The organism is Nannocystis pusilla, from assembly GCF_020073745.1.
GTDB classification, from domain to species: domain Bacteria; phylum Myxococcota_A; class Polyangia; order Nannocystales; family Nannocystaceae; genus Nannocystis; species Nannocystis radixulma.
The window spans coordinates 234,957-259,192 of record NZ_JAIRAU010000047.1; the positions used below are offsets into that span (position 1 = coordinate 234,957).

Sequence of the window (24,236 nt, forward strand, 5' to 3'; positions counted from 1 at the left end):
GGCGGGCAAGTGTACCCGGGCGCCCTCAGCCACGCAGCGCGGAGCGAGCGCGCCGGCGCAGAAGTCGGTCGATCGTCACCCCGGCCGCGGCGCCCAGGCCGACGAGCGCGCACAACAGCGGCAGATCGCCCGCGCGCTCCGGCGGCCCGGCCGGGGCCGCTGCGCGCCAGGCCACGCGCACCACCCCCGCGCTCCACGGCCCGCACAGCTCGCCGACCAGCGACGCCGCCGCGGCCTCGTCCCACCCGGGCGGCCCCAGCCCCGTCACCACCACCGCGCCCGGGTCGCCCGCGTCCGGCAAGCGCACCTCGACCGCCAGCGCCTCGGCCCCGAGCCCGCGCAGGGCCGCCGCCACCGCGTCCGCCAGGGCCAGCTCGTCGCGCGCGCGCTCGCCCGCGCGCGTCGGCACCAGCGCGGGATCGCCGAACAGCTCGCGCTTGCCGCGGACCCCGCGGGCCTCGGGCGGGCGCGGCCGGTCGCACGCGCCCGCCGCCAGGGCTGTCCCCAGGAACATGCACCATGCGACATGTCCGAAGATCCTCGTGGCCCTCAGGTCATGTCTCATACGCCATGTCCCGAGATATTATTCGGCCGCGCCTCGGCCGCGCCCACGCGCCCACGCGCGCCGCTCCCCGCTCGCGCGCCGGGGGCCCCCGTCGTGCTCGGCGGGCCGCCGCGCCGGGCGTTCACGGCCCGACCTCGGGCGGGCTCGCGCCGCCGCCGAGCAGGTCGGCGAGGCGCCGCAGCAGCCGCTGGTGGCGGCGCGAGATCGTGCTGACGCTGATCGCCAGGTCGGCCGCGACCTCGGTCATCGTCAGCCCGCGCACGTACACCGCGTCGATCAGGGCCCGCTCGTCGGCGTCGCAGCGCTCGACCAGCGCGCGCAGCGACAGCCGGACCTCGGGGCCGAACGCGTCGTCGTCGTCGCTGGCGAACAGGCGCGACAGCACCGCCGCCGCGGTGACCTCGCGGACCAGCTCGGCCGCGTCGCCGAAGCGCTCGCCGATCCGGCGCGGGTCGTCGCCCGGGCGCAGCCGGATCTCCGCCAGCTCCTGCGTCACCTCGAGCGTGTTGAGCAGCCGGCGCGCGCGCTTGTGGTCGGGGAAGGCGTTGCGGGCGGCGTCGATCATCGCCCCGCGCACCCGGTAGAACGCGTAGGCCGCGAACGGCACCCCGGCGGCCGGGTCGTAGCGCAGGGCCGCGCGCGCCAGCGCCTCGTAGCCGGCGCTCTCGCACTCGTCGGGCGCGATCCCGACGACGCGCCGCAGGCTGCGCGCGATGCCCGGCACCCGCGGCGCGAACGCCTCGACGCGCGCGCGCTGCTCCGGCGACAGACCCGGCCCGCGCGCCGGCGCGGGGTCGGGCGCGAAGGAGGCGTCCTCTTCGACGCCGCGGACGACCTCGTCGTGAGGCTGACTCATAGGACATGTCCTCGCAGACAGCAGCGGCTCAGGCGCCCGCGGCCTCCTGGCTGTCGAGGATGTGCTTGCGCAGCGCGCTCTTCTGCTCGTCGGTGATGTGGACGAAGCGGATCGCCATGTCGCTGTCGCCGCCGCGGACGACCGTCCCGGACAGCGGCAGGCTGGCCGACAGGGCCGGGAAGCTGAGCACGAGCGCGACCTGCTGCCCCGCCTCCTCCCACGCCGGGCCGCCGAACTTGCAGCCGCCGAGGCTGAGGTCGTCGAGGGCGCGGGCCAGGACCACCTCGGAGCCGATGATGTCGGCGTGGGCGTGGATCCGCAGGCGAGGATGGAAGCGGGCGTCCGTCACCGCGCGATGATAGCCGCCCGGACGCGTCGACGACCTGTCGTCGCGAAGGGACGCGCTGGCACACCGGCCGTGCCCCCCGTGCCAAATTGGCACGCAGAGCTCCCTGGCCGCGCTCCCAAGCCGTGCGCTAAGTCCTTGTTTCAAGAAGCGACTTTGAAGGCTGGCGCGCCTGGCCGCGTGATTGCACAATCCGCCTCGCTCGACCCATGCCCGGACGCTCTCTCGCCCTCGCACTCGCCACGGTGCTCGCCGCGCCCGCCGCCCTCGGCTGCAAGAACACCACGATCATCCCGGGGACCGAGATCCCCGACACGCCCGACAACCGCGAGATCCTGCAGGTCGTCGAGCGCTTCCGGACCAGCTTCGTGCGCCAGGATCCGGCCGGCATCCTCGCCACCGCTCACCCGACCTACTACGACGAGTCGGGCACCGACGACCCCAGCGACGACATCGTCTACGAGGAGCTCGGCCCGATCCTGCGCCGCCGGATCGCCCAGCTCGAGTCGGTCCGCTTCACCATCGAGTACCTCGACATCTACATGCGCCGCGACCGCGCCACCGTGAACGTGTGGATCGACGCGACCTTCCGCCTCAAGCCGATCCTCGGCGACGACGGCCTGCCCCGCTTCCCGCCGCGCGTGGTGCCCAAGCAGGACTACGCCAAGTTCGAGCTGATCCGCGAGGGCGACTCCTGGCTGATCACCAAGGGCATCTGAGCCGCACCTGAGCGAACGGGCAGGTCCTCCGGAACCTGTCCGTTCGTGCATGTCCGTTCGGGCCTGTCGCCGAGGACATGTCGCTGCGGACAGCGTCAGCCGCTGCAGGCCCCGCCCGAGCAGGTCTTCTTGCACTTCGCGCCGTCGCAGCTGCGCGAGCAGGTCCCGCCCGAGCAGGTCAGGTCGCAGTCGGAGCCGGCCTTGCACGTCTGGCTGCAGGTCCCGCCGCCGCAGGTGAACCTGCAGGTCGCGCCGGCCTCGCAGGTCTGCGTGCACGAGCCGCCGGCGCAGGTGTGCTCGCAGGCGCCGCCGCTGCACGTCTGCACGCAGGCGCCGTCGGGGCAGTCCTTGCCGCTCGCCGGCTTGGCCTCGTCGCCGCCCTCGGCGGGCGCGCCGAGATGCACGACCTCGCCCGGCAGCTTGATCGTGCCGTCGGCCCCGACCTCGACCTCGCCGGCCTTGACGCCCTTCGCGGTGACCGTGACGTCGCCGACCTCGGTGCTGCCGATCTCGACATTGACCTCGCCCGGCTCGACCGGCACCGCCGTCGCCGGCGCGCTCACGGCCGGCGCGGCGGCCTTCTGCTCCGCCTCCGCGGCGGGCTTCGAGCCGCAGGCGATGAACGACGCCGCCGCGATCGCGGCGAGGAACGAGAACGTGCGCATCACGAGCACTCCTTGGTTGCGGCACGACGCTAGCACGCCGGCCGATCGCCCACGGGTCTCGTGCTCCCTGTCCGTGGAGACAGGTTCGAGATCACGCGCTCACGTGCGCGCGTCGACGCCCGGCAGAGCCCGGCAGGTGTCGAGGATCCACCGCTGCAGCGCCATGTACGGCGAGGCGTAGGCGACGTGCGAGCCGCCCTTGAGGTCCTGGTCGAGCCGGACCAGCGCGGCGTAGGCCGAGCGCAGGCGCGGCTCGCTGAACCCGCGCGCCTGGGCCTCGAGCCCGCGCACCAGAAACGGCGGCAGCCGGGTCGCGTCCGCCACCCGGCCCGGGTTGACCTTGGCGGTGAAGATCAGGCGGATCTGCCGCGTGAGCATCGCCAGCACCTGCATCGACACGCCGGCGTCCTTCTCGCCGGCGGCGAACATGCGCGCCAGCACGGCCAGGGCCGCGCTGGCCTCGCCGCGGCCGACGGCGTCGGTGAGGTCGAAGATCCGCGCCTCGCGGGTGTGGGCCACGATCGCCTCGACGTCGGCGAGCCCGACCGGGCCGTCGCCGGCGTGCAGCAGCGCCTGCTCGAGCGCCCCCAGCAATTCGCTGCGCCCGGTGCCCACGGAGGCCACCAGCGCCGCCGCGGCGTCGCGGCTGATCTTGCGGCCCTGCGCCTGCGCCTCGCCGACGACGAACCCCACCGCCTCGTCGTCGCGCTTGTAGGCCTCGAACTTGTGGGCCCACCCGTTCGCCTTGCACGCGCTCACCAGCTTCGAGCGGCCGTCGATGCCGCCGCCGCTGATCACCAGCACCGAGGTCGGGCTCGGCGCCTTGATGTAGGCCGCGAGCGCGTCCATCGCCGCCGCCGCGGTGCTCTCGGCCTCGGGGCCCTTGCCGAGGTCGTCGGGGTTGGCGAGCTCGACCAGCCGCCACTTGCTCATCATCGGGATCTGCGCGCAGGCCGCCAGCACCGGCCCGGCCCCGCTGAGGTCGACGCCGTCGAAGCGCTCGTGGTTGAAGGCCGCCATCGCCTGCGCGGTCGGGTCGTCGGGCGGGACCACGACCTTGCGCAGCGCCGTGATGACCGCCCGGATCGCCGCCGGCTCGTCGCCGTAGAGCACGTACACGGGGTCGAGCTTGCCGGCGGCGATCGCCCGCTCGAGCGCGCGCACGTCGTCGCTCATGACCTGTCCCTCGGGGCATCCAGGGCCACGATCACCTCGACCTCCGGCGTCATCGGCATCATGTCGATCGCCAGCGCCGCGCTGGCGCGGTGGCCCGCCTCCAGCAGCGGCTCGAGGTCGCGCGCCAGCGTGGCCGGGTCGCAGGCGACGAACACCGTGCGCCCGCGGGCCACCTGGGCCAGCGCCCGCGCCCCCTGCAGGCCGAGGCCGGCGCGCGGCGGGTCGAGCACCACGCGGTCGAAGCCGCGGCCCTCGGCGGCGTAGCGGAGCAGCGCCCGCGTGGCGTCGAGCCGGCGCACCTCGACCTTCGCCTGCCGGCCGGCGCCTGCCTTTTTGGCCAGGCGGAGCAGCGCCGCCGCCGAGCCGCGGTCGTCCTCGACCGCGACCACCTCGGCGGCCTCGCGGGCCAGCGCGCGCGTGAAGTTGCCGCCGCCGGCGAACAGCTCGAGCACCTGGCCGCCGCGCGCGTCGGCCAGCGCGACCACCCGCTCGACCAGGGCCCGGTTCTGCGCCGCCTGGGCCTGCGCGAACTCGAAGGGACCTGTCGGAATGGCCATGTCCTCGGGGCCAGCATCTGCCAGCGCCAGGCGCCCGCGCCCGACCACCAGCTCGCGCCGCCCGCCGCGGGCGACCACGCCGACGACCACGTTGTCGAGCGCCTCGCCCAGCGCGGCCCGCAGGCCCGCCTCGCCGGCGTCGCCCTCGCGCGGCGCGAGGCCGGGGATCCCCACCACCACCGCGGCGCCGTCGGACAGCAGGTGCAGCTCGCCGCGCCGCAACGACCGCAGCACCTGCGCGAACGCCCCGCCCGCGCCGGCCAGCGCGTGCAGGCGCGCCAGCGCGTGGTTGAGCGGGGCGTCGAACACGGGGCAGTGCGCGAGGTCGAGGACCTCGTGCGACTGCCGGCGGTGCAGGCCGAGCCGCAGCGCCTCGCCGACGCGCTCGACGTGCAGGCGGGCGCGCCGGCGGTAGCCGAGCGCCCGCGGGCTCGCCAGCGCGTGCGGGACCGCGATCCCGAGCCGGCGCAGCGCGCCCTCGGCGATCTGCCGCTTGAGCTCGGCCTGCGCGGCCGCCCGCGCGTGCTGCAGGCCGCAGCCGCCGCACACGCCCTCGACCGGGCACGGGGGCGCCGCGCGGTCGGGGCTGGCCGTCAGCACCTGCAAGGTGCGCCCGCGGATCATCCGCCGGCGCTCCTCCGACCTGACCGCAAGGACCTGTTCTCCGGGCAATGCCCCTTCGACCAGCCACGTGCGCGTGTCGGCGCCCTCGCCCGCCGCCCGGCCGACGCCCTCGCCGCCGTGGGCGATCCCGCGGACCTCGACGCGCTCGCCGGCCGCGGCCTCCATGGCCTCGGTCGTCTTCATCACTTCTTCTTCTTGGTCTCTTCGGCGTTGACGTCGATGACCCGCTCGCGCGCCGGCCGCTGCTTGCCGTCGCCCATCTGCGCGAACGGGAAGCTGCCGAAGCCCGCCCCGCCGCCGCCCCCGGCCGGCCCGCCGGGGCCGCCGCGGCCCTGCTGCTGGGCCTGTTGCTGGGCCTGCTGCATCGCCTGCATCGCCGCCTGCAGGTTGGCCAGCGGGCCGGTGGCCTTGGGCTTGGGCGCGAACTGGGCCAGCAGCGCGAAGCCGAGGGCCCCGAGCCCGAGGATGTAGACCGTCGGGTCGGACCCGCGCGACACGCCGCAGGCGACCGCGCCGAGCCAGAAGAAGAACAGCACGATGGCGAAGCAGCCGGCCCCGCGGGCCAGGCCGAACAGGCCGAGGATCGCCAGCGCGCCGCCGCCGACCATCACCACCGTGGGCAGGTAGACCGGCGGCCCGTTGAGGAACAGGCCGACGATGACGACCACGGCGCCGACGAGGAACAGCGAGAAGCGCCGCTGCATCTCCTTCTTCATCAGGCTCATCGCGTCGGGCGGGAGCTTGCTGAGGTCGAAGGGCATCTGGGGCGGGACTTGGGCCATGGTGCTCTCGTGGTGCTGCTGCGTCGCGTCGCGTGCGTCCTCAGGCGTGCGTCCTCAGGGTAGCAGCGCTAGCCGGCGACGCGAGCGAAGCGGCGGGCGATCTCGCGACTGATGACGATGCGCTGGATCTCGCTGGTGCCCTCGAAGATGCGGGTCACGCGGACGTCGCGGAGGTAGCGCTCGACCGGGAATTCACGGGTATAGCCGAAGCCGCCGAGGATCTGCACGGCCCGGTCGCAGGCGGCCCAGCCGCGCTCGCTGGCCGCCAGCTTGGCCATCGACGCCTCCTGCGTGAACGTGCGGCCCTGTTCTTTGAGCCAGGCGGCGCGCAGCGTGAGCAAACGGGCCGCCTCGAGCTCGGTGGCGCTGTCGGCGAGCATCCACTGGATCGCCTGGTAGTCGGCGATCGGGCTGCCGAACTGCTGCCGCTCGAGCGCGTAGCCGCGGGCGAATTCGGTGGCGGCCAGGCCGCAGCCGAGCGCCAGCCCGGCGATGCCGATCCGCCCGCCGTCGAGCGCCATCATCGCCACGCGGAAGCCCTTGCCGACCTCGCCGAGCAGCGCCTCGGGCCCGAGCTCGACGTCGTTGAACTCGAGCGGCGTGGTGGTGCTCGCGTGCTGCCCGGTCTTGTGCTCCGGCTTGCCGCGGACCAGGCCCGGGGCGTCGCCGCGGACCAGGAAGGCGCTGATGCCCTGCGAGCCGGGGGCGTCGCTGGTGCGCGCCCACACCACGAACAGCCCGGCGTCCGTGCCGCTCGTGATCCACAGCTTCTGCCCGCTCAGCACCCAGCCGCGGCCGTTCGCGGTCGCCCGCGTGCGCATGCCGGCCGGATCGCTGCCGGCGCCGGCTTCCGACAGGGCGAACCCGCCGACCACGTACTCGCCCGAGCACAGCCGCGGCACGTGCTCCTCTTGCTGCTCCGGCGTGCCGAACTTGGTGACGACCTCGGCCACCATGTTGCTGACCGTCATCGCCACCGTGGTGCCGGCGCACGCGCGCGCCAGCTCCACGACCGCCAGGGCGTAGGCGACCGCCCCGGCCTCGACCCCGCCGAGCCGCTCCGGCACGTTGATGCCGAGCAGCCCGAGCTGCGCCGCCTCGGCCAGGCTCGCGCGCGGGAACCCGCCGGTGACGTCGAGCTCGGCCGCCCGCGGCGCCAGCGTGCGCTGGGCGAACTGCCGCGCGGTGGCGACGATGAGCTCCTGGCTCTCGGTCGGGGTGAAGTCGATCATCGTGGTGTCTCGAAGGGCATGTCCTGGACGACATGCCCGAAAGGGAATGGCCCGAAGGACATGCTCCTTCGGGCAGGCGGCTCAGTAGGCCTCGCCGACCTTGCCGGTGTACGTGTAGACGTACTCGACCTCGGGCGCCGGGTCGAACTCCCACTTGAAGGCCGACTCCTCGACGCAGGAGGCGAACAGCTTGGCCTCGCGCGGCTGGAACTTGTCCTTCGGCACGCCCTTGGGCGGCCGGCGCTCCTTGATGTCCAGGGCCGGGATGTTGACCTTGGTGACCTTGCCGCTGGTGGCGATGGTGACCTCGACCGAGAAGGTGCCGGCGATCCAGCGGTTCTCGTAGGCCTCCATGTCGCGCTGCAGGCAGCGGCCGAAGTCGCGCTCGTACACGCTCTCCATGGTGTCCTGGATCGACGCCAGGGTCTTCGGCGAGACGGAGGCCTGCGTGTTGCGGTCGTACTCGTCGAGGCCCTCCTCGGACTTCACCATGTCCTTGTCGTACTCCGTCTTGGTGTACTCGGCGTACATGGCGTCCTCGTTGTTGTCCATCTTGTTGAGGTGGCGCTTGGCGCACCCCGGGCCGGCGAGGGCGGCGGCGAGCAGGATCACGGTCGTGGTTCGCATGGTGGTTCCTCGAGAGGCTCGTGGGGGAGCCGGGCGATCCGGGGCATGATAGCGCGCCCGAGCCCGGCGGTCACTTGCGGCGAAGGAGGCCGGCGGAGATGACGACGCGCTGGATCTCGCTCGTCCCCTCGTAAATCTCGGTGATCTTGGCGTCCCGGAAGTGGCGCTCGACCGGGTACTCGGTGACGTAGCCGTTGCCGCCGAACACCTGGATCGCGTCCTTGGCGACCTTGTTGGCCGTCTCGGAGGCGAACAGCTTGGCCATCGAGCTCTCGACCGAGTGCCGCTGCTTCCGCGCCTTGAGGCTCGCGGCCCGGTAGGTCAGCAGGCGGGCGGCGTCGATGCCGACCTGCATGTCCGCGAGCATGAACGCGATCGCCTGGTGGTCGATGATCCGGCGGCCGAAGGTCTTGCGGTCGAGCGCGTACTCGGCCGCGGCCTCGAAGGCGGCGCGGGCGATCCCGAGAGCCTGGGCGGCGATGCCGATCCGCCCGCAGTCGAGGGTGGCCATCGCGACTTTGAAGCCGCCGCCGACCTGGCCCAAAATCTGGTCGTCCGACACGCGGTGGTCGGTGAAGAAGATCTGGCACGAGTGGCTGGCCCGGATCCCCAGCTTGTCGTCCTTCGGCCCGCGCGACACGCCCTCGCCGTGCATGTCGACGACGAACGCGGTGATGCCCGAGTTGCCGCGCTCGGGGTCGGTCATGGTGAACAGGATCCCGGTGTCCGCCTGCGGGCCGTTGGTGATCCAGTTCTTGACGCCGTTGATGACCCAGCCGTCGCCGTCGCGCACCGCCGTGGTCTTCTGCGCCGCCGCGTCGCTGCCGGCGTTGGGCTCGCTCAGCATGAAGCAGCCGAGCTTGTCGCCGCGGGCCAGCGGCGCCAGCCACTGCTGCTTCTGCGCCTCGGTCGCGAACTTCAGCAGCGGGTCGCACACGAGCGAGTTGTTGACGCTCATGATGACGCCCGTCGAGGCGCACGCGGCCGAGACCTCCTCCATGGCGATGACGTACGAGATCGGGTCGAGGCCCGAACCGCCGTAGGCCTCGGGGACCTCGATGCCGAGCAGCCCGAGCTCGGCCATGCGCTTCACCAGCTCGCGCGGGAACCGGGCCTCGCGATCGAGCTCGGCCGCCAGCGGCTTGACCTCGCGGGCCGCGAACTCGCGGACCATGTTCTGCAGCGCTTCTTGCTCTTCGGTCAACGACAGGTCCATCGCGCTCTCGCTCCCTCTCTCACCGGCCCTTGAACTCGGGCTTGCGCTTGCCGAGGAAGGCCGCCATGCCCTCCTTCTGATCGGCGGTGTCGAACAGCCCGGCGAACGCCTCGACCTCGAGCGCGTTGGCCTGCGAAAGCGGCAGGCCGGCGCCGGCGTACAGCACCCGCTTGGCCTCGGCGACGGCCACTGGGCCCATCTCGGCGATCTTGCGGGCGGTGGCGATCGTCGCCGGCAGCAGCTCGGCCGCCGGCAGCACGCGGTTGACCAGGCCGATCCGCGCCGCCTCGGCGGCGTCGATGGTGTCGCCGGCGAGGCACAGCTCGATCGCGCGGGCCAGGCCGACGCGGCGGGCCAGCCGCTGGGTCCCGCCGAAGCCGGGGATCACGCCGAGCTTGACCTCGGGCTGGCCGAACTTGGCGTTCTCCGCCGCGTAGATGAAGTCGCAGGCCAGCGCCAGCTCGCAGCCGCCGCCGAGCGCGAAGCCGTTGACGGCGGCGATCGTCGGGATCGGCAGCGAGGCCAGCGCGTCGCCGACGGCGTGGCCGCTGCGGGCGAACTCGCGGGCTGTCCCGACGGACATGTCGGCCATCGCCGCGATGTCGGCCCCGGCGACGAACGCCTTCTCGCCGGCGCCGGTCAGCACCAGCGCGCGCGCCCGGCCGGCGCGGGCGGCCTCGGCCGCCTCGTCGAGCACGTGCTGCAGGCCGGCGATCACCGCCTGGTTGAGGGCGTTCAGCGCCTTGGGCCGGTTGATGGTGACGACGAGGACGCCGGCGTCGTCGTCGACGAGGAGCGTGTCGGTGCCGAGCATGGCCGCCTACTTGCCCCTGTTCGAGTAGTCGTAGAAGCCGCGCCCGGTCTTGCGCCCGTGCCAGCCGGCGGCCACGTGCATGCGCAGGATGTTGGCCGCGCGGTACTTGTCGTCGCCGAGCTCGCGGTGGAGCACGTCGGCGATGGCGAGGCAGGTGTCGAGGCCGATGAGGTCGGCCAGCTCGAGCGGGCCCATGGGGTGGTTGAGGCCGAGCTTGGCGCCGGTGTCGATGTCCTCCGGCGTGCCGAGGCCCTCCTGCAGCGCGAAGCAGGCCTCGTTGATCAGCGGGATGAGCACGCGGTTGACGAGGAAGCCCGGGCAGTCCTTGCTGGTGATCGTCGTCTTGCCGAGCTTCTGCGACAGCGCCACCGTCGCGCCGTAGACGGCGTCGGCGGTCTGCAGGCCGCGGATGATCTCGACCAGCTTCATCAGCGGGACCGGGTTCATGAAGTGCATGCCGACCACGCGGTCGGGCCGCTTGGTCTGGGCCGCCAGCAGGGTGATGCTGATCGAGCTGGTGTTGGTCGCCAGCACCGCGCCGGGGCCGAGCACCGCGTCGAGCTCGCGGAACAGCTTCTTCTTGAGCTCGATGTTCTCGGTGGCCGCCTCGACCGCGAACTCGGCCGGGGCCAGGCCCGCCGCGCCGACCACCGCCGTGATCCGCTCGACGATCGCGGCCCGCTCGCTCTCGGCCAGCTTGCCCTTCTCGACCAGGCGCCCGAGCTGCTTGGCGATCCCGGCCTTGCCGGCGTCGGCGCGGGCCTGGTCGACGTCGGCCAGGAGCACCCGGTAGCCGGCCTGCGCCGCCACCTGGGCGATCCCGGCGCCCATCTGCCCCGCGCCCAGCACGCCGATGGTGCGGACGCTTGCGAGGATCTCGTCTGCGCTAGTCCCTTGGGTCATGTCCGATCTCCGGTGTCCTAGAGGTCATGCTCGAAAGTTCAGGCGCGCTCGACCATCAGCGCCACGGCCTCGCCGCCGCCGAGGCACAGCGACGCGACGCCGCGGCGCTTGCCCTCCTGCTTGAGCGCGTGGACCAGCGTGACGAGCACGCGGGCGCCGGAGCAGCCGATCGGGTGGCCGAGGGCGATCGCGCCGCCGCGCACGTTGAGGCGCTCGTGGGCGATCTTGAGGCGGTCGGCGTTGGCCAGGGCGACCACCGCGAAGGCCTCGTTGATCTCCCACAGGTCGACCTCCTCGACCGTCTTGCCGGTCTTGGCCAGCAGCCGCTCGATCGCGCCGGTCGGGGCCGTGGTGAACCACTCGGGCGCCTGGGCGAAGCCGGCGTCGCCGACGATGGTGGCGAGCGGGGTGATGCCGCGCTTGTCGGCCTCGGCGCGCGACATGACGACCAGCGCGGCTGCGCCGTCGTTGATCGTCGAGGCGTTGCCGGCGGTGATCGTGCCGCTCTTGTCGAACGCGGGGCGCAGGCTCGACAGCTTGTCGATGTCGCCCTTGAACGGCTGCTCGTCGTCGGTGACGGTGGTCGCGCCCTTCTTGCCGGGCACCTCGACCGGCGCGATCTCCTCGCGGAACAGGCCGGCCTTCACGGCCGCCTGGGCCCGACGGAAGCTCTCGGCCGCGTAGCTGTCCTGGCGCTCGCGCGGGATCTGGCACTCGCGGGCGCACAGCTCGCCGGCCATCCCCATGTGGAAGTTCTTGTACGGGTCCCACAGGCCGTCGTGGATCATCCCGTCGACGAGCGTGCCGTTGCCGAGGCGGTAGCCGGCGCGCGCCTGCGGCAGCAGGTACGGCACGTTCGACATGCTCTCGATGCCGCCCGCGACCACGATCTCGGCGTCCCCGGCGCGGATGGCCTGGGCCGCGAGCATCACGGCCTTGAGGCCGGAGCCGCAGACCTTGTTGATGGTGACGGCGCCGACGTGGTCGGGCACGCCGGCGCCGCGGCTGGCCTGGCGAGCGGGCGCCTGGCCCTGCCCGGCCGGCAGCACGCAGCCGAGGATCACGTCCTCGACATCCTTGCCGTCGACGCCGGCCCGCTGGAGCGCGGCGCGGACGGCGATGCTGCCGAGCTGGTGGGCGGCGAGCGGCGCGAGCGCCCCTTGGAACGCGCCGATGGGGGTACGAGCAGCGCTGGCGATCACGACTTCCCGGGCCATCACGAAACTCCTTTTGCGCAGCCTGTTGTGCGGCCGGCGGTGCGCGCGGCGACGCGGCGTCGTCACGGCTGCCGGAAGGCTCGCAAGTTCGCTTAGCACGCGGAGATGCAAGATCTGAAGCCCTGGAGCCGGTCGCGCCCGCGGCGCGACCTTTGCGCTGACTCACTGCGCTGGCGCATCCGCATGACTTCGGGGAAATAACGTCATGCCCACCCGACCCTCGAGCTTTGCGGTTGACGATCGCCGCACAGATCGGGTACGAGCGTGGCCCCTTCTTCGCCGGGGTAGCTCAGATGGTTAGAGCGAGGGATTCATAACCCCTAGGTCGGCGGTTCGATTCCGCCCTTCGGCACCAGCCCGCCCCGTCAGGGAGCGGGCTTTTCTCTTTTCGCGGGCCGACGACGCGTCTCCTCGGGCTGCACTTCGGGACAGGTCGACGCTCCCAGTGCGCCCAGGATCCCCGAGCGACCTGTCGCCTCGGACAGGTTGACGGCGGGATCTCGCCCGTGCGGGAGTCGCTGCCTGCCTGGCGCTTCGGACAGGTCGGCCTCGGTCGATCGCGCCGGTCAGGCCTTCTTGTCGGTCGGATCGCTGCTCGTCGGCTGGGCGGCGTCGTTCGGCTCCGACGCGGGGCGCTTCGCGCCCGGGGGGCGCGGCAGCAGGCCGCCCCCGCCCGGTCCGGGGATGTCGAACAGCGCCGACTTGGCCCGGGGGCGTGGACTGGTACCGATCGGTCCCAGCGGCTCGAAGGTCGGCTTCGGCGCCGGGGCCGGGGCCGGCTCGGCGGCGGCAGCGGGAGGCACCTCCGCAGGAGCCGCCGGGGGCTCGGGCGCCGGAGCGGTCGCGGCTGCCGGGGTCGTCGCGCTCACCGGCGTGGCAGCAGCGGGCGCCGCGGCCGGCCTGGGACCGCCGGTCGCGGCGGCCGCGGGCGTCGCCTTGCTGCCTGCTCCCAAGGACATGCCCGAAAGACCAGGTCCGGAGAGACCCCGGGCGGGCTCGGCCGCCTTTGCGGTCGCACCGCCTGGCGTCGCGCTCGTCGGCGCGGACTTCGTCGCGCCCGGGCCCGCCGCGGTGCTCGTCTTCGCCGGGGTGCTGCCCGGACCTGCTGCGGGCGTCTTCGACGCGCCCGTGCCCGTGGCTGGCGTCTCCGGCTTCGCCGCGCTCGCCGGTCCGCTCAACGCCGGGCGGTTCAGACCCGGGGCCGGCGTCGCCTTCGCGCCCGTCGCTCCGCTGGCAGCGGCCGGCCTCCCTGCCGGCTTCGTGCCGGCGGGCGCACCGGGCCCAGCTGTCCCCGGGGACCTGTCCGTCAGGCCAGCGCCCGGAGCCCTCGCCGGGGCTGTCCCCGCGGCCTTCGCCGGCCCGCTCAGAGACGGAACTCCGACGCCCGCCGCCGTCGTCGGCCCGCTCGCCGAGGGAGGCGCCGAAGCCTGTCCGATCCCCGCGCTCGCAGCCTTCGCCGGCCCGCTCGCGGCCTTCGCCGGCCCGCTCGCCGGACGCGCCGAAGCCTGCCCGATCGAACCGCTCGACGCAGCTCTACTGGGCTCGCTGCGCCCCCGTGCGCTCGCGGCGAGCGGCGCGTCGCCGGCCGCGGGCACCGGCCCCGAGCCGCTGCGCCCGGCCGCGGTCGAGATCGTCGTGCCCGCGCCGAGCGGCGGACGACCTGCAGCGGGGCTGCTCCAGCGGGGCGCCTCACCCGGCTTGCCTGCCCCGCTCGGCTCGGCCGCGGCGCGCGTCGGCAGCGAGCCGCCTGGCGGCAAGAACGTGCGTCCTGTCGCCGGCGTGCCCTGTCCCGCGACCGACCCGCCGCGCGGTGCCGCGGGCGAACCACTCCCAGGCGCGCTCGTGCCCGGTGGGACATGTTCGGAAGTACCTGTCCTACCAGACAGCCCAGGCGTCATCGCCGGTTGCCCGTGCGCCGGCGTCGTCGGCCGCGCGCCTGGCGTGGCTCCGACAGCAGGCTGCCCCTGCGCCGGCGTGGCAGGCCGCGCTCCCGGACCTGGGAGCCCCACGACCGGCTGCCCCTGCGCCGGCGTCGCCGGCCGCGCCGGACCCGGCGCACCCACGACAGGCTGCGCCGGCGCGGCGGGTCGCGCGCCCAGACCCGGGAGCCCCACGGCAGGCTGCCCCTGCGCCGGCGTCGCTGGCCGCGCACCCGGCAGCGGGCCCGAAACGCCCAGGCCCGGCGGCCGGCTGGCCGTGGGGACAGGTCCCGAAAGACCTGTCCCGAGCGGCGGCCGCGGCGCCGTCGGCACGGGCCCGGACGCGCCACGCGCGAGGCCGGGCGTCGCCGTCCCGAGCCCGGCCCGCGGGGCGGGCCCCGAGATCCCGGGCGGCAGCGGGGCCGGTCCGACCACCGTCTGCCCCGCCGGTCGCGCCGCCACCGGGAGCGGCCCCGACGCGGGGGGCGGCGGTCCGGGCCGCATGACCCCCGGGACAGGCCCCAAGGGACCTGCACCGTGCGACATGTCCGTTCCGACATGTCCGGACGTACCTGCCGCTTGCGCCGCCCGCACGCTCTCCGGCACCGGCAGCTCGGCGGGCATCGTCATCTGGACGGTGTCCTCGTTGGGGTCGGGTTCGCCGTCCGCGAGCTCGTCGACCTCGGCCTCGTCGAATTCCTCGACCTCCTCCGCGTACCCGCCCTCGTCGGCCTCGGCCTCGTCGCCCTCACCGGCCTCCATGCCCTCGCCGGGATACGACCCGCTCTCGGCCAGCGGCTCCTCGTCCTCGGCCGCGGCCGCCGCGATCGTCTCCGCGGCGGCGGCGTCCTGATCGATCTCCGGCTCCTCGGGCTCGCTCACCGGCGCCGGCTCCGGCGCGGGCGCAGGCGCGGGCGCGGACGCAGCGACAGCCGCGGCGCGCAGGCGCTCCCACTCGAGCTCCTCGGCGATCTCCTCCTCGGACTTCACCGGCTCGGCGGCCTTGACCGGCTTCGACTCCGGCCGGTCTGCGGGCCGCTCGGGGATCCCGAGCGAGGCGCGGCGCTCCTCGAGGATCTTGCGCAGCTCGGCCCGCCCCTCGCGGGTCAGCAGCGTGCGCGAGCGCCCCTTGGACGACTCGCTGACGCTCGCGCTCGGTCCGCTGCCGGCCGCCAGCGCCTTGTTGCGCAGCGTCTCGTCGACGTTGATCTCGAACTCCTCCCCGCCTGTCCCATCGGCCAGGTTCGCGAACGGCCCGCTCACGCGCGGCGGCGGCTTCGGGGCCGGGGGCGGCGGCGCCGGCAGGCTGCGCGGGCGGAACGAGCCGGCCATGGGGTCGGTCTTGGGCCGCGGGCCGCTCGTCGTCGGCGCCGCGGCCGGCCGCAGCGGCGACGCGCTCGGCTCCTCCCAGTCGTCCTGCTCGCTCAGCTGGTTGAGGACATCCTGGACCACCACGCGCATCACGTTGGCGCTCGGCCAGCGGGCCACCGGCTCGAACGCCAGCGCGCGGTCGACCAGCTCGATGAGCGGCCTGGGCAAGTCGGGTCGCAGCGTCGCCAGCGAGCGCGCCGGCGTGCGGGCCACCGCCAGCAGGCGCTCGATCACCGGGCCCACCGCCGGGAAGACCGTCTCGCCCGACAGCGCGCGGAAGATCGTCGCCGCGATCGACCACAGGTCGCTGCGCGCGTCGAGGTTCTCGTTGTCGGCGCGGGCCTGCTCGGGCGCGATGTACGAGACCGTCCCGAACACGATGCCGTCGCTCTGGTCGAGCGCCTCGGCCGACAGCTCGCGCACGCGGGCGAGCCCGAAGTCCAGCAGCTTCACGCTGCCGTCGCGGCACAGGAAGATGTTGGCCGGCTTGATGTCGCGGTGGAGGATGCCCTTCGAGTGGGCGGCCGCGAGCACCTCGAGCAGCGCGTCCGTCATCTCCAGCACCGCCATCGGCGGCAGCTGGCCGAGCCGCTCCAGGCGCGCCTCGAGCGACTCGCCGTCGAGCAGCTCCATCACCAGGTACACGTCGCCCTCTTCGGTGATGTCGTCGTCGAGGACGTGGACCGCGTTGCGGTGGCCGACGCTGTTGGCGGCGTAGCCCTCGCGCAGGAAGCGGCGGCGCGCCTGCTCGTTGCGCAGGAAGAGCGTGTGCAGCACCTTGAGCGCCGCGCGGTTGCCGTTGCGATGCGTCGCCGCGTACACCGACGCCATGCCGCCGATGGCGATCAGGCCGTCGAGGTGCCACTTGTTGCGCAGCCACCGGCCCACGCGTCCCTGGGCCTCCGACAAGAACCTCGTGCTGCTGCCCCCGACCAAGCGCGCTCAGGATCACGACTGAGGGTGTAGGGTGTCAAGCATGCTGGGGGGCACGCGCCGCAGTCCGTGCGCCGCGCTGCGAGCCGCGTTCGCCGCCGCCGCCAGCGGCCTCATGCGCAAGGGAACGCCGCTCGACCGGCGTGCCGGGCGGTTCCGCCCGAAACCGCGGCGAGCGAGGCGAACATCGCCGTTCCAACATGTCCAGCGCGCCACCCGAACAGCGGCATCGCGGTCACGCGCGCGCTTTCGTCGGTTTTTTGGTCGACCTCGACGACCGGTCTACGCTCTCGAACCGTGGAACTCGCCACCGCGCAGCGCCCCACCCTCTCCGACCTCGGCGACCACTTGCCGGGCGGCGAGGTCATCGAGCTGCCGGTCGAGATCGACAGCCCGCTCGAGCACCTCGAGCGCTACACCGTCCTGCGCCTGATCGGCGCCGGCGGGATGGGCAAGATCTACCAGGCCTACGACAGCCTGCTCGAGCGGAACGTCGCGCTCAAGGTCATGCACACCGACGTGCCGGCGCGCGAGCAGCGACGCTTCCGCCGCGAGGCCATCCTCGGCGCGCGCCTCCTCCACCCCTGCCTGGTGCGCGTCTACGACATGGGCGTCGACGGGCGCGGCCAGACCGAGTGGATGGCGATGGAGTACCTGCCCGGCACCGACATGCTGCGCCTGCTCGACGCCACGCGCGCGCGCGGCCGGACGGTCCCCTGGCCGGCGCTCGTGCGCGGCCTGTCGCAGGTGCTGATGGCCCTGCAGTACCTCCACGACTGCCGGATCGTCCACTGCGATGTGAAGCCGGCCAATATGTTCGTGACCCGCGATCCGAACACGCGCTTCTTGACCACCAAGCTGCTCGACCTCGGCATCGCCTACGACCTCGACGGCCCGCGGCCCGGCCCCACCGACCCGCTCTGTGGCGACCCCAACTACATCGCCCCCGAGCAGACCGTGCACGGCGGCGTCATCGATCCGCGGACCGACGTCTACGCCGTCGGCGTCAGCCTCTACGAGCTGGCCACCGGCGTGCTCCCGTTCGAGGAGCTGACGAGCGCGCCGCTGCACGAGCTGCTGATCGCCCAGCGCGACCTGACGCCGCCGCCGCCGAGCTCGCGCCTGCCGGCCGGCACGCCGCCTGAACTTGCGGACAGGCTCGACTGGATCTTCAGCCGCGCTTGCGCCAAGGACCCCGCGCGTCGCTACCCGAGCGCGCGGGCGATGCAGGCCGCGCTGAACGCCGAGTGACCGCGCGTCCTCGCGTCGACGTGTAAGGCCGTGTCGCCCCCGTGCGCGGCCTTCCGACCCCGAACGGGGACCCGGTGCGGCCTGGGAGCCTCGCTTGCCGACGCCGATCGCCGATGCGTATGATCGCGCAGAGTGCTGAAGACCGTACGGGTGCCGCCGGAGCTCGAGCCGCTGTTCGAGCAGGCGCAAGAGGACGTCGGACGCTTCTTCGCGGAGCGTCGTGACGTCCCCGACAAGGCCACCATCGAGGTCTTCGGCCAGCGCTACATGCTGGTGCGGGCGCGGGCCATGTCGGTCGAGTTCTTCGAGATGGTCCAGCGGCTGTACCGCGACAAGGGCCAGGACGAGGCCCTGGGGGTCGCCCGTAGCCTGTTGTTCGACATCGCTCACGCCATGGGTCTGGCCGACGCCAACGACCTCGCCGATCGCATGCAGTTGCAAGATCCGATCGCGCGGCTGTCGGCCGGTCCGATCCACTTCTCGCACTCGGGTTGGGCCTTCGTCGACATCTCGCCCGAGAGTCGGCCCGTGCCCAACGAGAGCTTCTACCTCATCTACGATCACCCCTACTCGTTCGAGTCGGACTCGTGGATCGACGCCGGCAAGCGCACCGACTTCCCGGTGTGCGTGATGAACGCGGGCTACTCGTCGGGCTGGTGCGAAGCCAGCTTCGGGGTCCCGCTGGTCGCCTCGGAGATCCTCTGCCGGGCCAAGGGTGACGAGCACTGTCGCTTCATCATGGCCCACCCCTCGCGCATCGAGGGCTACATCCACGACTACTTGCACGGCCGGCCGCACCTCGCCGGCCACGTCACGCGCTACGAGATCCCGGGCTTCTTCTCGCGCAAGCAGCAGGAGGACGAGCTGCGCAGCCGCGAGGAGCAGTACCGCGGGATCTTCGAGGCCGGCACCAACGCGCTGCTCATCCTCGACGACCACACCGGCGTGGTCGTCGAGGCCAACCCGGCCGCCTCGCAGCTGTTCCGCTGCTCGCGCGCCGACCTCGGCCGGTGCCGCTTCGCCGAGCTGCTCGAGGCCTCCGGCGGCGCCGACCTGTTCGCCCGCATGCGCGCCGCCGTCCACGAGCTCGGCTACTTCCTGTCCGAGGGCATCGCCACCGCCCGCGACGGCGAGACCTTCGTCGTCGAGCTGCGGGGCGCCCGCTTCCGCCTGCAGAACCGCGACCACCTGCTCGCCGTGCTCACCGACATCACCGAGCAGAAGCGGGCCCAGCTGGCCCTGCGCAAGGCTCACGACGAGCTCGAGCAGCGGGTCCGCGAGCGCACCGCCGAGCTCGAGCGGCTGAACCAGCAGCTGCACCTCCTCAACGGCCAGCTGGTCTCGGCCCGCGACTCGGCGATCGACGCCAGCAAGGCCAAGAGCGCCTTCCTGGCCAACATGAGCCACGAGCTGCGGACCCCGCTCAACGCCATCATCGGCTACAGCGAGCTGCTCGAGGACGAGAGCGTCGAGGACGGCCGGCGGCTCGACCTCGGCGACCTCGGCAAGATCCGCGGCGCCGCCCGCCACCTCCTCGACCTCATCAACGACATCCTCGACGTCTCCAAGATCGAGGCCGGCAAGATGGAGCTGTTCGTCGAGGACTTCGCGGTCGACGAGCTCGTCCAGGAGGTCGTCGCCACCATCGAGCCGCTCGCCCACAAGAACGCCAACCGGCTCGACATCGTCGCCCGCCCCGGCCTCGGCCTCGTCAGCCTCGACCGCACCAAGGTCAAGCAGATCGCCATCAACCTGCTCAGCAACGCCTGCAAGTTCACCCACCGCGGCGTCGTCGGCCTCCGCGTCTCCCGCGAGCTCGGCGCGCACGGCGAACAGCTCGTCATCGCCGTCCAGGACACCGGCATCGGCATCGACCCCGCGCGCCTCGAGGAGCTGTTCCAGCCGTTCCGCCAGGCCGACGAGTCGACCACCCGCAAGTACGGCGGCACCGGCCTCGGCCTGTCGATCAGCCGCCACTACGCCGAGATGATGCACGGCCGCATCGAGGCCCGCAGCTCGCCCGGCCTGGGCTCGACCTTCACCGTCACCCTGCCGATCGCGCTGTCCCGCGTCGAAGCCGCCGAATGAACCGACATGCGCCGAAGGGCATGCCCCTTCGAGCATGCACATCGGGACATGCCCTCGCGGACATGTCCGAAGCGACACCTCGGCCTCAGCCGATCAGCCGGCCCGAGCGGTAGTCGGCGAACGCCTGGCGCAGCTCGTCCTCCGTGTTCATGACGAACGGCCCGCGGCGGGCCACCGGCTCGCGCAGCGGCCGGCCGGCGAGCAGCAGGAGGCGCGCCCCGGCGTCGCTGGACAGCGCCAGCGTGTTGCCCTGGCCGAGCACGCCGACCTGTCCCTTGAGCAATTCGCGGCCCTCGCCGCCGAACCGGGCCGCGCCCTCGAGCACGTACGCGAACGCGGCCAGGTCGCAGGCGATCGGCTGGCGCAGCGCGGCTCCGGGCTCGAGCGTCACGTCCATCAGCAGCGGCCGCACCGTCACCCCGTCGACCGGCCCGCGCTGCCCGGCCAGCTCGCCGGCGACCAGCCGCACCTGCGCGTCGTCGACCGTCAGCGTCGGGATCGTCTCCGGCCCCAGCTCCTGGTAGCGGGGCTTCGTCATCTTCTCCGCCGCCGGCAGGTTGACCCACAGCTGGAAGGCCCACAGCTTGCCGCCGTCCTGCTGGCGCGGCATCTCCTCGTGCACGATCCCGCGGCCGGCCGTCATCCACTGCGTCGCCCCGGCGCCGATCCGCCCGTGGTTGCCGACGCTGTCGCGGTGCTCGAACGCCCCCGCGAGCACGTACGACACGGTCTCGAACCCGCGGTGCGGATGCTCCGGAAACCCCGCCAGGTACTCGTCGGGCCGCTCGCTGCGGATCTCGTCGAGCAGCAGGAACGGGTCGAGGTCCGGCAGGCCGCGGTGACCGAGGGCGCGCCGGATCGTCACGCCTGCCCCGTCGCGCGACGGCTGGAACGGATGCACCGCCGTCACCTCTCGCGGCTTCGCGCTCTTCTTCACCACCGGTGTCGTGATCGACGGCGGCGTGCAACCAGCGAAGATCAGAGCGGGAGCGGCCTTCAAGAGCGCGCGACGCGTCGGTGACACGTCCTGACGCTAGTCCCGCGCGCACACCGTTTCAACCTCCTGGCGATGGGCCTCATGTCACGCGTCGGCGGCCTGACCGATCGGTCATGTGTCCGCCGCGGCCTGCCCGCCGACCGCCGCGAGCAGCGCCCTGGAACCAGCCGACGCGGCCGCGAGCCGGCGCAAACACAGGACTCGAGTGTGACAGCAAGACACGAGCCAGCCGCACATCTCCTGCAACTTTCACTCCTCCGCGCCACCGGCCCGATCCTGCTGGCGCCGCGACACGCAGCCGACGACCCGGGCCCGACCCGAGCTCATCGGCGGGCGCCGGGTGCATTCGTGGCGCCGGCCCGCCGGACATCGGCCGGCGGACGCGGCGTGCGCGACGAGCCGATCACTTCCTCGCGCCCGCCGCGGTCAGCCGCGTTCGCTCGGGTCGAGGCCCTGGATCCCCGCCACCATCACCGCGTGCAGGCGGGGCTCGTCGATGTGCGCCGCGATCGCGTCGGCGGTGAGGTCGCGCAGGCGGACGATGTCGACCAGCGTCTTGCCCTCGGCCGTGATCGGCGGGAGCACCTGGACATCGATCGGGACATGTCGCGGGAGCCAGGTGCCGTCGTGCAGCGCGTTGCGGGTGCCCCGCAGCGCGATCGGCACCACCGGCACCCCGGTCTCCGCGGCCAGGCGGAACGCGCCGAGCTTGAACGGCCGCAGCCCGGCCTCGCGGCTGAACGTGCCCTCCGGGAACACCACCACCGGCGCGCCCGCGCGCAGCACCTCCGCCACCGCCTCGAGCCCGGCCAGCGCGCGCTCCGCCTGCAGCCGCTCGATCAGCACGTGACCGGCCCGGCGGATCAGCGGCCCGAACGCCCGGTTGTCGCGGCACTCGCCCTTGACCACGAAGCGGATCGTGTCGGGCAGCGCCGCCAGCAGCACGAACGGGTCGAGGTAGCTGCAGTGGTTGGGCGCGAGGATGCATGGCCCTTGGGGCATGTTCTCGAGGCCAGTCACGTTCGGGCGCAGGCCGATGGTCGCCATCGTCGCGCGCGCGACCTGGCGCGAGAACCTGCGCAGCGGCGCGCCCGACGGGATGAAGCGCCCGGCCGCGGTCGAGGCCGCGAGCATGCCGCCGAAGGTGCCGAGGGCGAAGCCGCCGTACGCGACCTCGCCGGCGCGCCCGGCCAGCGCCCGGGCGCGTCGCGGCAGCCCGCGCAGGTACAGCCCGGCCGCCTGGCGGGCGAACGAGCCGTGGCCGCGCCCGAGCTCGCCGGCGAGGTAGAGCTTGCGCGTGTCGCCGCGGCGGATCTTGCCGCTCGACGTCTTCGGCACCGCCCCGGGCGCCGTGAGCACCACGCGGTCCGGCGGGATCCCGACCGACGCCGCGATCGCCTCGCCGATCTTCTGCTGCAGCGCCGCGCGGGCGGCCGGCCGCTCCTCCTTCGTCTCCGCGACCACCACGATCGACTCGGTCCCGGCCGCCTCGTCGCGGACGGCGAACGCCGCCACGCAGCCCTGCCGCACCCCCGCGACCGCGCCCGCCGCGGCCTCGAGCTCGTGCGGGTAGTAGTTGCGGCCGCCCTTGATGATCAGGTCCTTGACGCGACCCGAGATGAACAGCTCGCCGTTCACCATGTACCCGAGGTCGCCCGAGTCGACCCAGCCGCCCTCGAGCTGGACCTTCGCCGTCGCCTCCGGGTTGCCGTAGTAGCCCTTGAACGTCGACGGCCCGCGGAACAGGATCCGGCCCTGCTGCCGATCGGGCAGCGCCGCCCCGGCCTCGTCGGCGATCCGCACCTCGTGCTTCGGCACCGCCGCGCCGCAGCCGACGAAGTGCAGCACCTCCCCCTCAGGCGCGTCGGCGGCCGCCGGTCGCGCCTCGCCCGTCGCCTCGAAGGCCGTGCGCTCGACGCGATCGACCAGCGGTCCGCGGCCCGGCGGCGGGAACGTCACCGCCACCATGTTCTCGGCCAGGCCGTAGGCGCAGAACAGCGCCTCGCGGCGGAAGCCCGCCGGCGCCAGGTGCTCGGCGAAGCGGTCGAGGGTGGCCGGCAGGATCGGCTCGGAGCCGTTGAGCAGCGCCCGGATCTGGCCCAGCTGCAGCGGCGCGATCGCCTCGGCCGCGACCCGCTTGACGCACAGGTCGAACGCGAAGTTCGGCGCGCACGCGATCGTGCCGTGGTAGCTCGAGAACGCCTGCAGCCACCGCTCCGGCCGGGCCAGGAAGGTCACCGGCGACAGGATCACCGTGGGTGTCCCGAAGTACAGGTTCATCAGCCACCCGCCGACGAGCCCCATGTCGTGGTAGAGCGGCAGCCAGCTGACCATCACGTCGCCGGCCCGCAGCGCGCAGCCCTCGGCCGCCGCGCGGATGTTGGCGAGCACGTTGGCGTGCGTCAGCTCGACGCCCTTCGGGTCGCCGGTGCTGCCCGACGTGTACTGCAACAGCGCCGTGTCCTCGCCGCGCAGGTCGGCCGCCACCGCGGTGTCGAGGCTGGCGTCGGCCAGCGCCTCGTCGACGTCGAGCACCTGCCCGAGCGCCGGCACCTGGTCGCGGATCAGCTCCGCGACCCGGGCCGCGCGGGCGAACGTGATCAGCACCTCGGCCTCGGCGTTGGCCAGGATCTTCGCCTCGCGCTGGATGTACTCGGCGATCCGGTCGAGGCGGAACGGCGGGTACAGCGGCACCGGCACCCCGCCGGCCAGCAGCGCGCCCATGAACGCCGCGAAGTAGCCGCGCGACGTCGGCAGCATGATCGCCACCTTGCCGCCCGGCCGGAGCCCGCGCCGCCGCAGCCCCGCCGCCACCCGCCCGGCGTCGCGCCGCAGCCCCGCGTAGGTGATCGGCTCCTCGCGCCCGTCCTCGCGCAGCAGCATGACGTGGACCCGCCCCGGGGCGCGCGCGACGTGCCAGTCGAGCGCCTCGATCAGCGTCTGCGCCTCCGCCGGGGCCGGCGGCGGCGCGTCAGTCGGCAGGGACAGGTCCTCTCGGACATGCTCCTTCGCACCTGCGCTCTCGGACATGTCCGAAGCGCCCTCCCCGCGGGCCTTGCGTGCCAGCGCGACGAGCTGGCGCGGGGTGTCGGCCTCGCTCAGCGCCTCCTCGGGGAACACCACGCCGAGGCGGGCCTCGAGGCGGCCGAGCAGCTCGACGCGCTCGAGGCTGCCGAGGCCGAGCTCGCGCTCGAGCGAGGCGTCGAGGCGGAGGTTGCCGAGGCCGCGCCCGTCGCCGACGGCGGAGATGAGCTCACCGACGACGGCGAGGACCGTCGCCTCTTCGATCGGGCCGGGGGCCGGGGGCGTGTCGGGCATGGCGGGGACGATACCCGATCCCCGGCCTCGCGCCGCCCGCCGCGCGGCGGGCCCAGGCGC

At 73.6% G+C, this 24,236-nt stretch carries 19 protein-coding genes and 1 tRNA gene; 4 read left to right on the top strand and 16 right to left on the bottom strand.

The genetic code is table 11. The features are described 5' to 3' along the window. Nucleotides 1-25: 25 nt before the first annotated feature. From K7C98_RS34105 to K7C98_RS34115, 3 genes are all read right to left on the bottom strand, one after another. A complete protein-coding gene (locus K7C98_RS34105; RefSeq protein ID WP_224196026.1) occupies nucleotides 26-514 on the bottom strand; it encodes a hypothetical protein in 489 nt (162 codons plus the stop codon). Nucleotides 515-686: 172 nt separating this feature from the next. Further along, the gene (locus tag K7C98_RS34110; protein ID WP_224196027.1) at nucleotides 687-1,421 is read right to left on the bottom strand and encodes a sigma-70 family RNA polymerase sigma factor; all 735 of its coding nucleotides are present in this window, start codon (nucleotides 1,419-1,421) and stop codon (nucleotides 687-689) included. A gap of 28 nt (nucleotides 1,422-1,449) precedes the next feature. Next, complete coding sequence (locus tag K7C98_RS34115) at nucleotides 1,450-1,770, bottom strand: PilZ domain-containing protein (protein WP_224196028.1); 321 nt, start codon at nucleotides 1,768-1,770, stop codon at nucleotides 1,450-1,452. A 206-nt stretch (nucleotides 1,771-1,976) separates the two neighbouring features. Here K7C98_RS34115 and K7C98_RS34120 point away from each other — a divergent pair, with 206 nt between their 5' ends. Then, a complete protein-coding gene (locus tag K7C98_RS34120; RefSeq protein ID WP_224196029.1) occupies nucleotides 1,977-2,486 on the top strand; it encodes a hypothetical protein in 510 nt (169 codons plus the stop codon). A gap of 95 nt (nucleotides 2,487-2,581) precedes the next feature. Here the strand turns inward: K7C98_RS34120 and K7C98_RS34125 are convergent, their stop codons facing one another. The 10 genes from K7C98_RS34125 to K7C98_RS34170 all read right to left on the bottom strand — a co-directional run bounded on the left by K7C98_RS34125 (nucleotide 2,582) and on the right by K7C98_RS34170 (nucleotide 12,299). Beyond that, nucleotides 2,582-3,151 (bottom strand): hypothetical protein, encoded by a 570-nt coding sequence (locus tag K7C98_RS34125; protein ID WP_224196030.1) that lies wholly within the window; start codon nucleotides 3,149-3,151, stop codon nucleotides 2,582-2,584. Between the two features lie 99 nt (nucleotides 3,152-3,250). After that, complete coding sequence (gene holA, locus K7C98_RS34130) at nucleotides 3,251-4,327, bottom strand: DNA polymerase III subunit delta (RefSeq protein WP_224196031.1); 1,077 nt, start codon at nucleotides 4,325-4,327, stop codon at nucleotides 3,251-3,253. Beyond that, nucleotides 4,324-5,691 carry a class I SAM-dependent RNA methyltransferase gene (locus tag K7C98_RS34135; RefSeq protein ID WP_224196032.1) on the bottom strand — a complete coding sequence of 456 codons (1,368 nt, stop codon included), beginning with the start codon at nucleotides 5,689-5,691 and terminating at the stop codon, nucleotides 4,324-4,326. Before K7C98_RS34135 ends, holA begins: the two co-directional genes overlap by 4 nt. After that, a complete protein-coding gene (locus K7C98_RS34140; RefSeq protein ID WP_224196033.1) occupies nucleotides 5,691-6,290 on the bottom strand; it encodes a hypothetical protein in 600 nt (199 codons plus the stop codon). Before K7C98_RS34140 ends, K7C98_RS34135 begins: the two co-directional genes overlap by 1 nt. A gap of 68 nt (nucleotides 6,291-6,358) precedes the next feature. After that, nucleotides 6,359-7,522 (bottom strand): acyl-CoA dehydrogenase family protein, encoded by a 1,164-nt coding sequence (locus tag K7C98_RS34145; protein WP_263430059.1) that lies wholly within the window; start codon nucleotides 7,520-7,522, stop codon nucleotides 6,359-6,361. 81 nt (nucleotides 7,523-7,603) lie between these two features. Beyond that, entirely contained in the window at nucleotides 7,604-8,149 is a 546-nt protein-coding gene (locus K7C98_RS34150; protein ID WP_224196034.1) for a hypothetical protein, read from the bottom strand. 70 nt (nucleotides 8,150-8,219) lie between these two features. Next, nucleotides 8,220-9,365, bottom strand: coding sequence for an acyl-CoA dehydrogenase family protein (locus tag K7C98_RS34155; RefSeq protein WP_224196035.1), 1,146 nt, complete (start codon nucleotides 9,363-9,365; stop codon nucleotides 8,220-8,222). A 19-nt stretch (nucleotides 9,366-9,384) separates the two neighbouring features. Further along, nucleotides 9,385-10,179 (bottom strand): enoyl-CoA hydratase/isomerase family protein, encoded by a 795-nt coding sequence (locus K7C98_RS34160; RefSeq protein WP_224196036.1) that lies wholly within the window; start codon nucleotides 10,177-10,179, stop codon nucleotides 9,385-9,387. A gap of 6 nt (nucleotides 10,180-10,185) precedes the next feature. Then, nucleotides 10,186-11,082, bottom strand: coding sequence for a 3-hydroxybutyryl-CoA dehydrogenase (locus tag K7C98_RS34165; protein ID WP_224196037.1), 897 nt, complete (start codon nucleotides 11,080-11,082; stop codon nucleotides 10,186-10,188). A 38-nt stretch (nucleotides 11,083-11,120) separates the two neighbouring features. Further along, nucleotides 11,121-12,299, bottom strand: coding sequence for a thiolase family protein (locus K7C98_RS34170; protein ID WP_224196038.1), 1,179 nt, complete (start codon nucleotides 12,297-12,299; stop codon nucleotides 11,121-11,123). Nucleotides 12,300-12,577: 278 nt separating this feature from the next. On the opposite strand from K7C98_RS34170, the gene K7C98_RS34175 reads away from it, so the two are divergent. After that, nucleotides 12,578-12,654: transfer RNA gene (locus K7C98_RS34175), tRNA-Met, on the top strand. Nucleotides 12,655-12,865: 211 nt separating this feature from the next. Here the strand turns inward: K7C98_RS34175 and K7C98_RS44125 are convergent. Next, on the bottom strand, nucleotides 12,866-16,525 hold the full coding sequence (locus tag K7C98_RS44125) for a serine/threonine-protein kinase (RefSeq protein ID WP_263430060.1): 3,660 nt from the start codon (nucleotides 16,523-16,525) through the stop codon (nucleotides 12,866-12,868). A 294-nt stretch (nucleotides 16,526-16,819) separates the two neighbouring features. On the opposite strand from K7C98_RS44125, the gene K7C98_RS34185 reads away from it, so the two are divergent. After that, complete coding sequence (locus K7C98_RS34185) at nucleotides 16,820-17,773, top strand: serine/threonine-protein kinase (protein ID WP_224196039.1); 954 nt, start codon at nucleotides 16,820-16,822, stop codon at nucleotides 17,771-17,773. Nucleotides 17,774-17,905: 132 nt separating this feature from the next. Continuing rightward, complete coding sequence (locus tag K7C98_RS34190) at nucleotides 17,906-19,861, top strand: ATP-binding protein (RefSeq protein WP_224196040.1); 1,956 nt, start codon at nucleotides 17,906-17,908, stop codon at nucleotides 19,859-19,861. Between the two features lie 85 nt (nucleotides 19,862-19,946). Here K7C98_RS34190 and K7C98_RS34195 read toward each other — a convergent pair whose 3' ends face one another. Then, nucleotides 19,947-20,771 carry a pirin family protein gene (locus tag K7C98_RS34195; protein WP_346660325.1) on the bottom strand — a complete coding sequence of 275 codons (825 nt, stop codon included), beginning with the start codon at nucleotides 20,769-20,771 and terminating at the stop codon, nucleotides 19,947-19,949. Nucleotides 20,772-21,284: 513 nt separating this feature from the next. Continuing rightward, a complete protein-coding gene (locus tag K7C98_RS34200; protein ID WP_224196042.1) occupies nucleotides 21,285-24,176 on the bottom strand; it encodes an AMP-binding protein in 2,892 nt (963 codons plus the stop codon). Nucleotides 24,177-24,236: the final 60 nt, after the last annotated feature.

What these genes read in the sequence shown, in the direction of transcription:
- K7C98_RS34105 (WP_224196026.1), bottom strand. Translation starts at nt 514, where the DNA reads ATGTTCCTGGGGACAGCCCTGGCGGCGGGCGCGTGCGACCGGCCGCGC.
- K7C98_RS34110 (WP_224196027.1), bottom strand. Translation starts at nt 1,421, where the DNA reads ATGAGTCAGCCTCACGACGAGGTCGTCCGCGGCGTCGAAGAGGACGCC.
- K7C98_RS34120 (WP_224196029.1), top strand. Translation starts at nt 1,977, where the DNA reads ATGCCCGGACGCTCTCTCGCCCTCGCACTCGCCACGGTGCTCGCCGCG.
- K7C98_RS34125 (WP_224196030.1), bottom strand. Translation starts at nt 3,151, where the DNA reads ATGCGCACGTTCTCGTTCCTCGCCGCGATCGCGGCGGCGTCGTTCATC.
- holA (WP_224196031.1), bottom strand. Translation starts at nt 4,327, where the DNA reads ATGAGCGACGACGTGCGCGCGCTCGAGCGGGCGATCGCCGCCGGCAAG.
- K7C98_RS34135 (WP_224196032.1), bottom strand. Translation starts at nt 5,691, where the DNA reads ATGAAGACGACCGAGGCCATGGAGGCCGCGGCCGGCGAGCGCGTCGAG.
- K7C98_RS34140 (WP_224196033.1), bottom strand. Translation starts at nt 6,290, where the DNA reads ATGGCCCAAGTCCCGCCCCAGATGCCCTTCGACCTCAGCAAGCTCCCG.
- K7C98_RS34145 (WP_263430059.1), bottom strand. Translation starts at nt 7,522, where the DNA reads ATGATCGACTTCACCCCGACCGAGAGCCAGGAGCTCATCGTCGCCACC.
- K7C98_RS34150 (WP_224196034.1), bottom strand. Translation starts at nt 8,149, where the DNA reads ATGCGAACCACGACCGTGATCCTGCTCGCCGCCGCCCTCGCCGGCCCG.
- K7C98_RS34155 (WP_224196035.1), bottom strand. Translation starts at nt 9,365, where the DNA reads ATGGACCTGTCGTTGACCGAAGAGCAAGAAGCGCTGCAGAACATGGTC.
- K7C98_RS34160 (WP_224196036.1), bottom strand. Translation starts at nt 10,179, where the DNA reads ATGCTCGGCACCGACACGCTCCTCGTCGACGACGACGCCGGCGTCCTC.
- K7C98_RS34165 (WP_224196037.1), bottom strand. Translation starts at nt 11,082, where the DNA reads ATGACCCAAGGGACTAGCGCAGACGAGATCCTCGCAAGCGTCCGCACC.
- K7C98_RS34170 (WP_224196038.1), bottom strand. Translation starts at nt 12,299, where the DNA reads ATGGCCCGGGAAGTCGTGATCGCCAGCGCTGCTCGTACCCCCATCGGC.
- K7C98_RS34200 (WP_224196042.1), bottom strand. Translation starts at nt 24,176, where the DNA reads ATGCCCGACACGCCCCCGGCCCCCGGCCCGATCGAAGAGGCGACGGTC.